Annotated in this window: 10 protein-coding genes and 1 pseudogene; 4 read left to right on the plus strand and 7 right to left on the minus strand. The window is 63.7% G+C overall.

What is annotated here, in order from left to right; genetic code table 11:
* Position 1 precedes the first annotated feature (1 nt).
* The 3 genes from IFT98_RS19855 to IFT98_RS19865 all read right to left on the minus strand — a co-directional run bounded on the left by IFT98_RS19855 (position 2) and on the right by IFT98_RS19865 (position 4,145).
* Positions 2 to 952 carry an ABC transporter permease gene (locus IFT98_RS19855; RefSeq protein ID WP_192051285.1) on the minus strand — a complete coding sequence of 317 codons (951 nt, stop codon included), beginning with the start codon at positions 950 to 952 and terminating at the stop codon, positions 2 to 4.
* A 60-nt stretch (positions 953 to 1,012) separates the two neighbouring features.
* On the minus strand, positions 1,013 to 2,689 hold the full coding sequence (locus IFT98_RS19860) for a peptide ABC transporter substrate-binding protein (protein WP_192051287.1): 1,677 nt from the start codon (positions 2,687 to 2,689) through the stop codon (positions 1,013 to 1,015).
* A gap of 121 nt (positions 2,690 to 2,810) precedes the next feature.
* Positions 2,811 to 4,145, minus strand: coding sequence for an NAD(P)/FAD-dependent oxidoreductase (locus IFT98_RS19865; RefSeq protein WP_192051289.1), 1,335 nt, complete (start codon positions 4,143 to 4,145; stop codon positions 2,811 to 2,813).
* Between the two features lie 138 nt (positions 4,146 to 4,283).
* On the opposite strand from IFT98_RS19865, the gene IFT98_RS19870 reads away from it, so the two are divergent.
* Positions 4,284 to 5,087 (plus strand): IclR family transcriptional regulator, encoded by an 804-nt coding sequence (locus IFT98_RS19870; protein WP_192051291.1) that lies wholly within the window; start codon positions 4,284 to 4,286, stop codon positions 5,085 to 5,087.
* A gap of 11 nt (positions 5,088 to 5,098) precedes the next feature.
* Here the strand turns inward: IFT98_RS19870 and IFT98_RS19875 are convergent, their stop codons facing one another.
* The 3 genes from IFT98_RS19875 to IFT98_RS19885 form a co-directional block, all read right to left on the minus strand.
* Entirely contained in the window at positions 5,099 to 6,400 is a 1,302-nt protein-coding gene (locus tag IFT98_RS19875) for an NAD(P)/FAD-dependent oxidoreductase (RefSeq protein ID WP_192051293.1), read from the minus strand.
* A 138-nt stretch (positions 6,401 to 6,538) separates the two neighbouring features.
* Entirely contained in the window at positions 6,539 to 7,498 is a 960-nt protein-coding gene (locus IFT98_RS19880) for a sensor domain-containing diguanylate cyclase (RefSeq protein WP_192051294.1), read from the minus strand.
* 3 nt (positions 7,499 to 7,501) lie between these two features.
* Complete coding sequence (locus IFT98_RS19885) at positions 7,502 to 8,500, minus strand: response regulator (RefSeq protein WP_192051296.1); 999 nt, start codon at positions 8,498 to 8,500, stop codon at positions 7,502 to 7,504.
* Positions 8,501 to 8,891: 391 nt separating this feature from the next.
* On the opposite strand from IFT98_RS19885, the gene IFT98_RS19890 reads away from it, so the two are divergent.
* The 3 genes and pseudogenes from IFT98_RS19890 to IFT98_RS21270 all read left to right on the plus strand — a co-directional run bounded on the left by IFT98_RS19890 (position 8,892) and on the right by IFT98_RS21270 (position 12,588).
* Positions 8,892 to 10,478, plus strand: coding sequence for an aldehyde dehydrogenase (NADP(+)) (locus IFT98_RS19890; RefSeq protein WP_192051298.1), 1,587 nt, complete (start codon positions 8,892 to 8,894; stop codon positions 10,476 to 10,478).
* Positions 10,479 to 10,806: 328 nt separating this feature from the next.
* Positions 10,807 to 11,685: pseudogene (locus IFT98_RS21265) on the plus strand (methyl-accepting chemotaxis protein); the annotation flags it as partial.
* A 198-nt stretch (positions 11,686 to 11,883) separates the two neighbouring features.
* Positions 11,884 to 12,588 carry a methyl-accepting chemotaxis protein gene (locus IFT98_RS21270; RefSeq protein WP_446730851.1) on the plus strand — a complete coding sequence of 235 codons (705 nt, stop codon included), beginning with the start codon at positions 11,884 to 11,886 and terminating at the stop codon, positions 12,586 to 12,588.
* A 155-nt stretch (positions 12,589 to 12,743) separates the two neighbouring features.
* On the opposite strand, the gene IFT98_RS19900 is transcribed toward IFT98_RS21270, so the two are convergent.
* A complete protein-coding gene (locus IFT98_RS19900) occupies positions 12,744 to 14,162 on the minus strand; it encodes a hypothetical protein (RefSeq protein WP_192051301.1) in 1,419 nt (472 codons plus the stop codon).
* Positions 14,163 to 14,223: the final 61 nt, after the last annotated feature.

The raw sequence follows: 14,223 nt of genomic DNA on the forward strand, positions 1-14,223 counted from the left end.
TTCAGGCCAGCCGTACGCGGGGGTCGGCGACGCCTATCAGCAGATCGGCAAGCAGGTTGCCCAACAGCACCAGCACCGCCGAAAACATGAGGATGCCCATGATCACCGGGTAGTCGCTGTAGCCCAGGCTGTCGAGAAACAGCCGGCCCATGCCGGGCCAGGTGAACACCGTTTCGGTGACCAGCGCGCCACCGAGAATGGTCGGGATCTGCAGCCCGGCCAGGGTGATCATCGGCAGCAGCGCGTTGCGGATGACGTGGTGGGTGAGCACCCGGCGATAGGGCACGCCCTTGGCGCGGGCGGTGCGGACGAAATCCTGGTCGATCACGTCCAGGGTGGCGGAGCGCATGTAGCGGCTCCAGATCGCCACGTTGACCAAGGCCAGCACCAGCACCGGCAGCACCAGGTGAATGGCGTAGTCACCCACGGATTGGTCACCGATGGTGTACATGTTGCCCGCCGGCAGCCAACCCAGGTGCAGGGAGAAAAAGAAGATCGCCACCAGGCCGAACCAGAAGGTGGGAATCGACAGCGCCACCATCGCACCCACCGTGGCCAGGGTGTCGAACACCGAATAGCGACGCACTGCGCCAAGCACGCCGACCCAGGTGCCGATGACGATCGACAGCACGGTCGAGGTGCCCATCAGCAGCAGCGTCGCGGGCAGGTGTCCGGCAATCACGCTGAGCACCGGGCGGCCGTCGCGAAACGAGTGGCCCCAGTCGCCGACGAACAGGTGGCTGAACCAGTCGATGTACTGCACCAGCAGCGGCCGCTTCAGGCCCAGTTGCTCGGCGATGCGGTCCAGCTCGGCCTGGCTCATGCCGGGGTTGAGGGCGAATTGCGACATGGGCCCGCCGGGGGCCAGGTTGAGCACCATGAAGCCGATCAGCGAAACCAGCACCATCACCACGGCGCTCTGCCCCAGGCGGTTGAGAATGTAGTTGGGCATGCGTCAGATCCTCTGCGGTACGAACGACGCCCGGCCGTGCGGCCAGGCGTGGGCGTGCATTCAGGTCCAGGACCAGGTGTTGACGTTCCAGGGTTCGATGCGCAGGTTGATGTTGCCGGTGAAGCCCTTGAGGCCCGATTTGTAGCCGCGCACGTAGGTGTACTGGAACAGCGGCAGAATGGGCAGGTCCTGACGGATGAGGTCCTGCACCTGCACGTACACCGCCTTGCGCTGGGCGACATCCTGCATGGAGGCGCCCTGGGCGAGCAGTTCGTCGACCTTGGCGTTGACGTACTGCGAATTGTTCTGCCCGGCGCCACCCTTGGCATTGGTTGACTGCGAACCGAAATAGTCGCGGGTATCAGGGTCGGCCCCGGTGAGGAAGTTGTTGCCGACGATCACCGAGTCGAATTTGGACTGCACCCAGTACTCGCCCCACATCACGGCGGGTGGCAGGTTGGAGATTTTCATTTCCACGCCGATGGCCAGCCAGGTCTGCTGGATGAACTGCTGCGCCTGTTCACGGATCTGGTTGCCAGCGGTGGTGGAGTTGGTGAACGACAGGCGCACACCGCCCTTCTCGCGAATGCCGCCAGCGCCCGGTTTCCAGCCCGCGTCATCGAGCAGTTTGCTGGCCGCTTCGATGTTGAAGCTTTGCTTGGGCAGGTTGGGGTTGTAGTAGGCCGACTGCTGCGGCATGTAGGTTTCGGTGGGCAGCACCAGGCCGAAATACAGCTCGTCGATGATGGTCTTCTTGTCGATGGCCATGTACAGCGCCTGGCGCACGACGGGGTCCTTGAACTGCGGGCGCTCCATGTTCAGCGTTACCGATTCGATGGTGGCCACCGGCAGGATCACCACGGTGCGTCCGGCCAGGTCCTTGGCTTCCTCGTAATGGTCGGGAGTGATGCCCTGCATCGCGGTGACGTCGATGTCGCCGGTCTTGAACTGGGTGTAGAGCACGGTGAGGTCGGGGATGTACTTGAAGATCACGCTTTCAAGCTGCGGTTTGATGCCGTAATAGTCCGGGTTGGCCTTGAGCTGGATATGGTCGCCCGCCACCCGCGTGCCCCACTTGAACGGGCCGGTACCGATCGGTGCATTGTTGAACGGTGCGGTGTTGACGTCGGCGGCAGCCGAGAGGATGTGCTTGGGCAGCATGAACGTGGACGACAGAATCGACGCGTAGGGCGCGTAGGACTTCTCCATGCGCCAGTGGATTTCGGTGGGCGACACCACGGTGATGTCGCGCAGCAGGTCATGCCCCGCGCGGCGGCCGCTGCGGAAATTCGGCGAGACGATCAGTTCCAGGGTGTACTTCACGTCATCGGCGGTGAAAGGCCGACCGTCGTGCCATTTGGCGTCGCTGCGCAGTTTGATCTTCCACTGCAGACCGTCGGCGGAGATGCCGCCATTGGCCACGGTCGGCACTTCAGTGGCCAGGGCCGGGACAAATTCGCCCGTGGGCGCAATGCCGAACAGCGGGTCGAACACGTTCCAGTGGATGCCGTCATCCACCTCGATGTGCGGCATGTGCGGGTTGAACACCGTGGGCTCCTGGGACAGGCCGATGATCACCTGCCCGGACGGCGGCGCGGCCATGGCCGCGAACGATTGGCTGCTGCGGCCCAACGGCAGCAGAGTCCCCGCAGCACCGATGATGGCCATGGCCAGCGCCTGGCGGCGGGTTGGGTTCAACAGAGCGTTGCTTTTATCCGAGTCATCGCGTTGCGACATGCTGAAGCTCCCACTGTGAGGAAGAAAGGGCAGGTGGCAGGCGCTGGAAAGCGTCAGGGACGCTGGACCCGGGCTCGTTCGGACGAGCTTCTGAAGGGTATTGCCGGGTGAACGGGTGGCTCTAGAATCCGGAAATGGGCCGTGGGTTGGAGCCGTCGGTGAAGCGCGAGAGACGAAACGCTTGCGGGTCGACGATCGGGGTTTCGCCGGTGACCAGGTTGGCCATCAGCCGCCCGGCCGCCGGGCCGATGCCGAAGCCATGACCGGAGAATCCGGTGGCGATGAAAAAGCCGGGTACGCCCTCCACGGCCGAGATCACCGGCACGGCATCGGGCGTGACATCGATCATGCCGCCCCAGCGCTGCGCGACCCGTACGTTGGCGAACACCGGAAAGGCGCGGGTCAGGCTGGCCAGGGCGCGGTTGGACTGGCGGATCGACGGCACCGGGTCGAGCACGCGGCGGTATTCGAAGGGGCTGGCTTCGTCCAGCGCCCAACGCTTGGGCAACACCGCTTCCTGGAAGAAACGCTGGCCCAGGCGAAACGACAGGGACTTGTGTTCCTGCTGCAGAGCAGGCCAGAACTGCCGCGCGTAGCGAAAGGAGTCGGGCACGATGTCAGCAATGTTCTCGTGACCAGAGGCAACCGTGTAGCCACCGTCCTGACGTTTGCGCACGGCAAAATCCATCGCCCAGATGGCTGCTTCCGGACCGCCCTGCAGCGGCGTGGTGCGGATCACTGAATTGAGTACCTTGAGCTGGGGCAGGTGCACCTTCAATGGCGAGCAGAACAGGCTCGACCAGGCGCCGCCAGCCAGCACCACGGACGTGCAGGCGATCGGGCCACGCTCGGTGATGACGCCACTGACCCGGCCCGCGGCGCGCTCGATGCCGCGCACCGCGCATTCGGTGAGGATCACCGCGCCCCGGGCCCGGGCCGCTTCGGCAATCGCCGGAGCGGCCTGCTGCGGCTCGGCGCGACCGTCGTCGGGGGTGTACAGCGCGCCCTTGATGCGCAGACGTTCGGCACCGGGCAGCACTGCGGCCAGGTCGGTACCCGAAAGCATCCTCGCACGCATCGGGTACTCATCCAGATTGGCCTTCCAGCGCTCGTGTTCGGCGTAGCTTTGATCATCCGCGCAGGTGAAAAGAATGCCGGAGCGGGTGTAGCCGACGTCCTTGCCGATGCGCGCGGCCAGGTCGTTCCAGATGCTCAGCGCATGGGCCATCAACGGCAACTCGCGCGGATCACGGCGCGAGATGCGCACCCAGCCCCAGTTGCGGCTCGACTGTTCGTGGCCGATGCCACCCTTCTCGCACAGGGCGACTTTCAGGCCGCGTTCGGCCAGCTCCAAGGCTGTGGATGCACCGACGATACCGCCGCCGATCACCACCACATCGACTCGGTCCGGCAGGTGTTCATCGCCTTGTACAGGTACTACGCGAGGTCCAGGCATCGGTTGCTGTCATCCCTGTGGATCGTGGTGAGAAGAGCCGCGAGGGCCCGGATATTGCACTGCACTTGCCGTGCCTGCCAGACCCAGCCTTTTGCTCGGTGCGGGTTCGGCCATTGTCGTTTCCAGGGAGAGCTACACATGCCCCAAACCGACTCATCCCCAGCTCATCTGCCGCGCTGCACGACCCAGGGCACGCAAACGCTGGACCGCTCCTTTGACATTCTTCAGGCGATTGCCGCGCGCGGCGAGCCGGGCGCGACCATCGAAGAACTCAGCGCCGATACCCGGCTCAGCCGCGCGACCCTGTATCGGCTGCTCAAGGCAATGAAATCCTACGGCTTCGTGCGCCTGCCACGGCTGCGCGGGCCTTACTTCCTCGGTTACCAACTGCTTAGCCTGGGTGCCCAGGCCGGCAACACCGGTGGCGTGCGCGAGCTCGCCCGCCCGGCCCTGCTGCGTCTGTGCGAGACCTTTCAGGACAGCTTCTTTCTGTTCGTTCAGGACGGCTACTACGCCTTGTGCCTGGAACTGCATGAGGGCGCCAACCCCACCCAGAGCTTTGCCGATTGCGTGGGCGCGCGGGTGCTCAGCGGTGTCGGCCAAGGCTCGCTGGCCCTGCTCAGCCACCTGCCGACCGCAGCACGCGCGCAGATTCTGGAGCACAACGCGCCGCGCCTGCTGCGTGAATACGCCATCAGCGACAGTGCCCTGCGCTCGACCTTCAAGCAGGTGCGCCAACAGGGTTACGCCTGTGGCCTGGCCGATCGCGTACTGCCGCTGCACACCGGCGTGGCGGTGCCGATTCTGGACGCCAACGTAGCCCCCGTGGGCGCGCTGAGCTGCGCCCTGCCGAGCGTGCGCATGACCCCGCTTTATCAGCAACGGCTGGTGCAAGCCATGCGCCAGGAAGCGGACCGCATCGCGCAACGGCTCGGGGCTTGAACATGAGCGTGTCATCGGGCGAACCGAGCGAAACGAAACGGCGTGGGATCGACCAATGGCGCGCTGCCGGTAATCAGGTCCGCCATCAAATGCCCGGCGCCCGGACCGATACCGAAACCGTGCCCGGAGAAGCCGGTGGCCAGGTAGAAACCAGGCAGGCTCTGCACCTGATCCATCACCGGCACGATATCGGGCGTGACATCGATCAATCCGGCCCAGCGCTGCTCGATCCTGGCCTGGGCGAAGATCGGAAACTGCTCGGCAAGCATGCTCAAAGCCTGGTCGAGGTAGGCATCCACTGGTTTGGGATCATACAAACGCTGCGTTTCGAACGGTGAAGCCTGGGCATTGCTCCAGCGCTTGGGCGTGTTGAGCTCCTGCCAGCTCTGGCGGGTCACGCGCAGGCGGTATTCGTGGTGATGGGCCCTGACCATGGGCAGAAAGTCAGGCAGGTAGCGAAAGCTGTCCGGTACCAACGCCGCGACGTTGGCGTTGCGCAGGGCGACGGTGTAGCCGCCGTCGGCGCGCTTTCTGAAGGAGACTTTTTCGGTCGCTACCGCGCATTCCGGCCCGCCCGGTAACGGCGCCGTGCGCATCACCGAACCCAGCACGCGCAGTTGCGGCAGGCGGATACCCAGGTTGCCGCAGAACAGGCTCGACCAGGCACCGGCCGCGAGCACCACGCTGTTGCATTTGATTTCGCCCAGCTCGGTAACTACGGAGCTGACCTTGCCGCCCGAGGTTTCGACACTGCGCGCGGCGCAGCGCACGAACAGCTTCGCGCCCCGTGCTCGGGCGCCTTCGGCGATGGCCGCGGTGGCGATGTCCGGCTCGGCGCGACCGTCGCTTTCAGTGAACAGCGCGCCGGTCCAGGAAGCTGGCACCTTCGCTTGCAGGCGAGCTTGAATCTGCGCGGTGTCGAGCAGCCGCGCTTCGATGCCCAACGGCTTGGCCTGACCCAGCCAGGTCACCTTGGCCGCCAGCTCCGCGGCGGACTCGCAGGCATAGAGAATGCCTGAGCGGGTGAAGCCGGTGTCGTGCTGCAACTTCGCGGCCCAATCGTCCCATAGCTTGAGACTGGCGATAGCCAACGGCACCTCGGCGACATCGCGGCCCATGGTACGCACCCAGCCCCAGTTGCGCGACGACTGCTCATGGGCGATGCCGCTCTTTTCCACCAGTACAACCGACACGCCACGCTCGGCCAGGAAGAACGCGGTGCACACACCGACGATGCCGCCACCGATGATCACCACATCGGCGCTGTCGGGCAGTGAGGTGTCGCTGTCGACGTGGGAAATGAGCGGGTACATGGGACTTCCTGCCGAGGTCGATACCCAAGGTTTACGCTTCGGGGCGGCAGGCAGCAAGCACCGGTGGAACCAGCGCGCTCATGCTCTCACATGCTGAGACGAAAGGCGGAACGCTTCGCCCGGCCTGGATCGATCGAATCAGGGCCGCTCGTAGACCGTGACTCGATTGCGGCCGCCGCGCTTGGAGGCGTACAGCGCCTGGTCGGCCCATTCGATCAGTTGCTGGTGCTCGTTGCTGGGGTAGCCCAGGTCGGCGACGCCCAGGCTGATGGTGAACCGCACCGGGCCGCTTTCGTGCTCCACCACTTCGGCTTCGACAGCCAGCCGCAGGCGATCAGCCAATATGGCACCGCCTGCCTTGTCAGTGTCCGGCAGCAGCACGGCGAACTCTTCGCCGCCGTAGCGTCCGGCGATGTCCGAGTCACGCACCATCGCGCGCAGCACCTGCGCCACGCGCTGGATGACCTGGTCGCCCACCTGGTGGCCATAGGTGTCGTTGACCCGTTTGAAGTGGTCGATGTCGAACATGATCAACGAGGTCGCGTGGCCATAGCGCCCGTGTCGGGCGTACTCGACCTTGAGTGCTTCCTCCCAGTGACCACGGTTGTACAGCCCGGTCAGGCGATCGGTGCTGGAAAGCTTCTGCAGTTGCAGGTTCGACGCCTGCAACTGACGGCGGTTGGTGGCCACGTCGGTCACGTCGTAGATGACCACGCAGATGTGCTTGATCTCGCTGTTGGTGGAGCGCAACGGCAGGATGGTGGTGTTCTGGTACATGAACGCTTCGTGCCCGGTGATCGGCTGATAGTTCTTGAAGCGCACCAGGTACGGGCGTTGTTCCCAGATGGTGAAGGCCGGCGTGCCGAGGGTGACCACGCTGCTGACTTTCTTGCGGAACCACTCGCGGTCGATCTCCGGGAACAGGCTGAAGAAGGCCTGGCCGATGGCGTCCTTGGGTTGCACGCCGGAGCGGTTTTCCATGAAGGTGTTCCAGACCTGCACCTGGTATTCGCTGTCGAGCACCACCACGCCAACGTCGATGCTCTGCGTGATCGCCAGCAGCCAGTGAAATTCGTCCAGTTCGATGGGTCTGTTCATGGCTCAGTTCATCAGGTAGTCGAGCTTGTCTCGCAGCAATTGCACCGAGTCTTCGGTGAACAGCAACAGCAAGTCGAAATGAATGCAGTGGCCTTCCAGCGCGTAACTGATTTCGACAGTCAGGGTCTTTTTCCAGCGGTGTCTGCCAACTTCGATCAGGTCGTCGATCGCACCGTGGTCGCCGAGGAGGTGCGGATGGCTCTGGGAGAACATCACGTCCAACTGCTGGGCCAGGCCGCTGAGACAGGCGCCGATGATGACCGACGAGAGGTCCAGAAGCATTTCCTGGTCGGAGTAGTCCAGCGCGCTGCGGTTCATCAGTCGAGCCAGGTCGGCGATGTCGCAGTCGTGGAAGATTAGCATCGCTTCACCGGCGATGCCGCCGCCGATGAAGCCTTGGCAGATTGCCGTGATCGGCTGTGCACTCTGCACATCGGCCAGGACCATGTGCAACTCGCTGGCTTCGAGCAGGTTGACGTTGGGTACCGGCAAGTGGATGAACACGCCGAGCACCTTGGCCAGCATGGCAGCAGCCTGGCCCATGGCAACGTTGATGGCCTCGCGCAGGGCGTCGATGAAGCCGATGTGGATGGTGCTGTCGCTGCCGCCGCGCAAGGGGCCGCCGGTGCTCTTTTCCAGCAGACCGGCCTGGAGCAGTACTCGGCGCAACTCGTCGGGTTCGGCCGGCTTCTTGATGAAGGCCAGCGCACCGAGTTCGCGTACCCGGCGCAGGGCCTGATCCTGCACGTCGCCGGAGACGACGATGACCTTGCAGCGCAAACCGTGCTCACGCAGTGCTGCCAGGACCTGGTAGCCGTCCATGTCGGGCATGGTCAGGTCGAGCAACATGACATCACCCTTGCCCTCACGGATGGCCTCGAGCGCCTGGCGGCCGTTCACCGTTTGGGTGATGGTGGTATCCCAATCCGCCGGCAGGGCGCGCAACAGCTGCTTGCGGGCCATGTTCGAGTCATCGCAGATCAGCAGGGGAATGGGCGGCATGTCCTCTCGTTCTCTTCCTGGGGCGACGCGCATGATCGCAATTGATACACCATTGCCCACCTTACCTCTAAGGCGCTGTTCGCCGCTACCTTGCGTGCTGGCTATTTGCTTTCTTTCGGCGCGAATGCCGATGTGGCTTACCGCGTTCAGCCTGATTCACCGCATCAACCGCCGACGCGGCTTGCGCCGCTGCTACAGGGGTTGCGAATCGATCACGACAGGCCTCTGCAGCAGCGGTGCAAGCCGCGTCCGGACGCACCGCGGTCTGCCTGATTCACCACATCTGCGGCCGAGGCGGCTACAGTAGGTGGTTCGGGGGGCAACTTGCCCGGTATATGCTCAAGTTGTATGATGTCTGTTAACAACCCGCCCACAGGACACGGAGACAACAATGCCTAACATCCTCGGTCACAACTTCATCGGCGGCAACCGCAGCGCCAGTGGCGAGCCCAAACTCAAAAGTGTCGACGCCACTACCGGCGAGGCGCTTCCTTATAGCTTCTACCAAGCCACCGATGCCGAAGTCGACGCCGCCTGCCAGGCCGCCGACGCCGCTTTCCTTGAATATCGCCAGCTGAGCCCCGCTCGCCGCGCTGAATTCCTCGATGCCATCGCTGACGAACTGGATGCCCTGGGTGATGATTTCGTGGCAGTCGTCTGCCAGGAAACCGCCCTGCCTGCCGGTCGCATCCAAGGCGAACGCGGTCGCACCAGCGGCCAGATGCGTCTGTTCGCCAAAGTGCTGCGTCGTGGCGACTTCCTCGGTGCCCGGATCGACCTCGCCCTGCCCGACCGCAAGCCGCTGCCGCGCGTCGACCTGCGTCAGTACCGCATCGGCGTCGGCCCGGTCGCCGTGTTCGGCGCCAGCAACTTCCCTCTGGCGTTCTCCACTGCCGGTGGCGACACCGCCGCAGCGCTGGCCTCGGGTTGCCCGGTTGTATTCAAGGCCCACAGCGGTCACATGGCGACAGCCGACTTGGTCGGAACCGCCATCATCCGCGCCGCAGAAAAGACTGGCATGCCCAAGGGCGTGTTCAACATGATCTTCGGTGCTGGCGTCGGCGAGCCGCTGGTCAAGCATCCAGCCATTCAAGCAGTCGGCTTCACCGGCTCGCTGAACGGCGGCAATGCACTGTGCAAAATGGCCGCCGAACGTGCCCAGCCGATCCCGGTGTTCGCTGAAATGTCCAGCATCAACCCGGTCGTCCTGCTGCCTGATGCCTTGGCCACCCGTGGCGAAACCGTGGCCAAGGAACTGGCGGCGTCCGTGGTGATGGGCGGTGGCCAGTTCTGCACCAACCCGGGCCTGGTGATCGGCGTTCGCTCGCCGGCCTTCAGCGCTTTCCTCGAGCAGCTGCAAACGCAGATGGCTGCCCAGGCGCCGCAAACCATGCTCAATGCCGGCGGTCTGCGCAGCTACAGCAAAGGCGTCGAACACCTGCTCGCCCATGAAGGCATCACGCACCTGGCTGGCAACCCGCAGGAAGGCCAACAGGCTCAGGCGCAGCTGTTCAAGGCTGATGTAAGCCTGCTGCTCAATGGCGACGAACTGCTGCAGGAAGAAGTGTTCGGCCCGGCCACCGTGGTGATCGAAGTTGCCGACGATGCCGAGCTCAAGACCGCCCTGCAATCGCTGCGCGGACAGCTGACCGCTACTCTGATCGGCGAACCGGCTACCGACCTGGTCAAGTACCAGTGGCTGGTGCCGGTGCTGGAACAGAAAGTCGGCCGCATCCTGGTCAACGGCTACCCCACCGGAGTGGAAGTGTCCGACGCCATGGTCCACGGCGGCCCTTACCCAGCCACCTCGGATGCGCGCGGCACCTCTGTCGGCACCCTGGCGATCGACCGCTTCCTGCGTCCGGTCTGCTACCAGAACTACCCGGACGCGCTGCTGCCCGAAGCGCTGCGCAATGCCAACCTGCTGGGCCTGCAACGCCTGGTGAACGGCGAGTGGAGTTCGCAGCCGATCGCTTGATGCAACGGCCGCAACAGCCAGACGGCGCGATCTCGATCGCGCCGTTTTTTTTTGCCTCGGTGATCCGATTTTTTGTTTCAGCTCTGCGACAAGGTGCCGATACGGGGGGATCAAGAAGACCTTTTCATGGCGACCACCCATAACCACAACGACGGTCGTCCAGGTCTGACCCTTTACTGTCAGGAGCACATTTATGAACGGCTGGTTCGGCAATATCAGCGTTACCCGAAAACTTGCGCTGGGCTTTGGCCTGGTGCTGGTATTGACCGCGCTGTTGGCGCTGACCGGTTGGACCAGCTTGAGCAGCCTGATCCAGCGCAGCAACTGGATGAGCGACATTTCCGAACTGAACAACAGCCTGACCAAGCTGCGCATCGTGCGCCTGCAATACATGCTGGCCAACGGCGATGATACTTCTGCGCAAACCGTGCAGACCCAACTGGACGCCTTCGAGGCCCAGCAGAAGAAGTTGATCGACGGCTTCAAGAGCCCCGAGAACCTGCAGCGCCTCAAGGCCCAGTCCGAGCAGATCGGCGCGTACCAGAAGTCGTTGAACCAGATGCGCGACGGCTACAAGGCCAGCAATGTCGCGCGGCAGAACATGACCGCCACGGCGACGGCTGCCACCGAGCTGGTCAACCAGATCAATCAGGCGGTGCTTGCAGTGCCCGACGGCGACCTGCGCTTCGACGAATTCCAGGCCATTACCCGCGTCCGTGAACTGATCCAGCAGACGCGCTACGACGTGCTCGCCTATACCAGCAACGTCAATGAAAAATCCGAACAGGCCGCCTTCGCCCAGATGGACCGCGCCGTGGCCGAGCTGCAGCAGCTGTCCGCCCGCCTGCCCACCGAGCAGTCTCGCATCCAGCAACTCAACGCCGCGCTGGGCAACTACCGCAATGCAGTCGCCGGCTTCAAGGCCGCGATCGCCGACATCGCCACGGCGCGTGCCGAGATGACCGTAGAAGGCGCCGAAATCGTTCGCCTGAGCGACGAGTTGTACAAGATCCAGATCCAGCGGCGCGATGCCGAAAGCGCCGAAGCGCGCAGCTATCAGATCGGTGCCGCACTGCTGGCCCTGATCTTCGGGATCCTTGCCGCGTGGATCATTACCCGCCAGATCACCCGCCCGCTGCAGCAGACCCTCGAAGTCGTCGAGCGCATTGCCGGCGGCGATCTGAGTCAGAACCTGCAAGTCACCCGCAAGGACGAACTGGGCGTGCTGCAACAGGGCATCCAGCGCATGGGCGCAACCCTGCGCGAGCTGATCGGCGGCATCCGCGACAGCGTCACCCAGATCGCCAGCGCTGCCGAAGAATTGTCCGCCGTCACCGAACAGACCAGTGCCGGGGTCAACAACCAAAAAGTCGAGACCGACCAGGTCGCCACCGCCATGCATGAGATGACTGCTACCGTTCAGGAAGTGGCGCGCAACGCCGAACAGGCTTCGGTGGCCGCCACCACCGCTGACGACGAAGCGCGTGAAGGCGACAAGGTGGTGGGCGAAGCCATCGCGCAGATCGAGAAGCTGGCCGACGAAGTCCGTCGTTCCACCGAAGCGATGAACGCCTTGCAGAAAGAAAGCGACAAGATCGGCAGCGTCATGGACGTGATCAAGGCAGTCGCCGAGCAGACCAACCTGCTGGCCCTCAACGCAGCCATCGAAGCAGCCCGCGCAGGCGAGGCCGGACGTGGCTTTGCCGTGGTGGCCGATGAGGTTCGCGGCCTGGCGCAGCGCACGCAGAAATCCACCGAGGAAATCGAAGGTCTGGTGGCCGGTCTGCAGATGGGCACGCAACAGGTGGCCAGTGTGATGTTGAGCAGCCGTGGCCTGACCGACAGCAGTGTCGAGCTGACCCGCCGCGCCGGCACTTCGCTTGCGAACATTACCCGCACGGTGTCCAGCATCCAGGCGATGAACCAGCAGATTGCGGCCGCGGCCGAACAGCAAAGCTCGGTTGCCGAGGAAATCAGCCGCAGCATCATCAACGTGCGCGATGTATCGGAACAGACGGCCGCTGCCAGTGAAGAAACAGCTGCCTCAAGCGTCGAGTTGGCGCGTCTGGGCAATCAGTTGCAGATGATGGTCAGCCATTTCCGCGTCTGAGGGCCTGACCGCACGGACTTCGCGCGACAACAGTTGCAGCGCGGTCTTCTTTTCGCGGCCGATGACCGCTCCCACAGACTGTGCCGGCATCATCTGTGGGAGCGGTCCGTGGCCGCGAAAAGAACACCGCCATTGTCCCAGCTACACCTCTGCCCTCACTCCACTTCCTTCAACACCCGCTCCTCATGAAAGAACGCGTTCGGGTCCACACCTGCGCGGAAGAAATACCCGTAATCCTCCAGGTAATACAGCGTCTCCACCCGCTTGAGGTTGTCTTCCAGGTGCGCACAGCGCAGCTTCTTCGCCTGACCGCTCAAGCGGCCATTGACCTGCGTCGCGGGCAATTGCTGCTCGACACGGCAGTCGAACGCCTGCCGCGGCTTGCCGTACTCGCCGACCACGCTGTTGCTCATCTTGCCGTCGGTCACATAGCCCAGCTGCGCACCTACCGGCATGTTCTTCCAGTCCCCGCTGAACGCAATGGCATTCAAACCGACGTTATCCACCATCGGCGCTTCGCCGCTGTACACGGTTTGCTGGGCCAACGCGACCAAGCCGCGAAAGCTCACCGCCTGCCCCTCGAAATTGCTGCCTTTGGTGCGCACCGAGAGCAGCCCCGAAGCCTTGTCCTGGCTGAACGATTTTTCCTCGGTGAACGGCGCGCTCTGCCCTTTGAGATGGGCCGTACCGGTTTCCACCACCCGTTTCAGCATCTTCGCCGGTTTCGGCAGGTTCAACTGCTTGACCGCCGACAACGCCGGCGCCTGCACCCGTGGGGTGGCCAGCACCAACGGGGCCTTGGTCCGCGGCTTGAACGCCGGCAATCCGGTCAGGCCTTCGGGCTTGCCGCAGGCAGCGTCGAACACCCGTCGATAATCCGGGTCGCTGTCCTTCACGTTGTAAGTCTTGGGCTCGAAGAACACCCCACCATCGGTCACCGTGTTGTGCTCGTCCAGGTCATACCCGGCCAGCAAACTGAACGTCTGCTTGGCGCAGTCCAGGGCATAGCGCTCGCGTTTCTGTGCATAGGGCGCGTTGTGCGGCTGATCGTGGCCGATGGTCGGCGAGTCGTAGGCCGCCCAGAACTGCAACTGCCCGTCGACGGTAGCCAGACTGTTGCGGTCGATCAGCACCCATTGCTCATCGCCCTTGCCCAAGAGCACCCGCCAATCGGGCTGGGGAGTGGCGGCGCAGGCGCGCTGGAAAGCGGGATTGGCATTCAAAACCGCTACCTGCGCAGCCGGGATTGGGCGGGCCGGCGCATACTTGCCATCGGGGCTGGCGAAATAGATGCGTTTCACCCCGTCCAGATAGATGAGGCTGGCGCTGGGGCTGGAGCACGCCGCGTCGACTTGCAGCAAAAAGCCGAACGGTGACGTATCGGTCTTGGGCTGCAGCAACATGAAGCTCAGGCGATCACCGTTGCGCAGCACACTCTGCGGCACGGGTGGCTGCGACATCGCCTCCTTGAACATGTCCTGCGCCTGTTCGTTGCCAAGGCTGCCGTCGTCAGGCCCCTTGCTGGAACAACTGGCCAGAGTGACGAGGGCTGCGAGCAATGCGATGCGCTTCATGATGAGTCCCGGGAATGGCGATCAGGCGTCATGGTAAGCGGCGTATCGAAAGCCGCGCAAT

Origin of the sequence: Pseudomonas sp. CFBP 8770 (assembly GCF_014841705.1) — a bacterium.
Lineage (GTDB): Bacteria > Pseudomonadota > Gammaproteobacteria > Pseudomonadales > Pseudomonadaceae > Aquipseudomonas.

Bases quoted from the DNA above. Each gene is read 5' to 3' on its own strand.
- IFT98_RS19860 (WP_192051287.1), bottom strand. From the start codon at position 2,689: ATGTCGCAACGCGATGACTCGGATAAAAGCAACGCTCTGTTGAACCCA.
- IFT98_RS19875 (WP_192051293.1), bottom strand. From the start codon at position 6,400: ATGTACCCGCTCATTTCCCACGTCGACAGCGACACCTCACTGCCCGAC.
- IFT98_RS19885 (WP_192051296.1), bottom strand. From the start codon at position 8,500: ATGCCGCCCATTCCCCTGCTGATCTGCGATGACTCGAACATGGCCCGC.
- IFT98_RS19880 (WP_192051294.1), bottom strand. From the start codon at position 7,498: ATGAACAGACCCATCGAACTGGACGAATTTCACTGGCTGCTGGCGATC.
- IFT98_RS19865 (WP_192051289.1), bottom strand. From the start codon at position 4,145: ATGCCTGGACCTCGCGTAGTACCTGTACAAGGCGATGAACACCTGCCG.
- IFT98_RS19870 (WP_192051291.1), top strand. From the start codon at position 4,284: ATGCCCCAAACCGACTCATCCCCAGCTCATCTGCCGCGCTGCACGACC.
- IFT98_RS19900 (WP_192051301.1), bottom strand. From the start codon at position 14,162: ATGAAGCGCATCGCATTGCTCGCAGCCCTCGTCACTCTGGCCAGTTGT.
- IFT98_RS21270 (WP_446730851.1), top strand. From the start codon at position 11,884: ATGACTGCTACCGTTCAGGAAGTGGCGCGCAACGCCGAACAGGCTTCG.
- IFT98_RS19855 (WP_192051285.1), bottom strand. From the start codon at position 952: ATGCCCAACTACATTCTCAACCGCCTGGGGCAGAGCGCCGTGGTGATG.
- IFT98_RS19890 (WP_192051298.1), top strand. From the start codon at position 8,892: ATGCCTAACATCCTCGGTCACAACTTCATCGGCGGCAACCGCAGCGCC.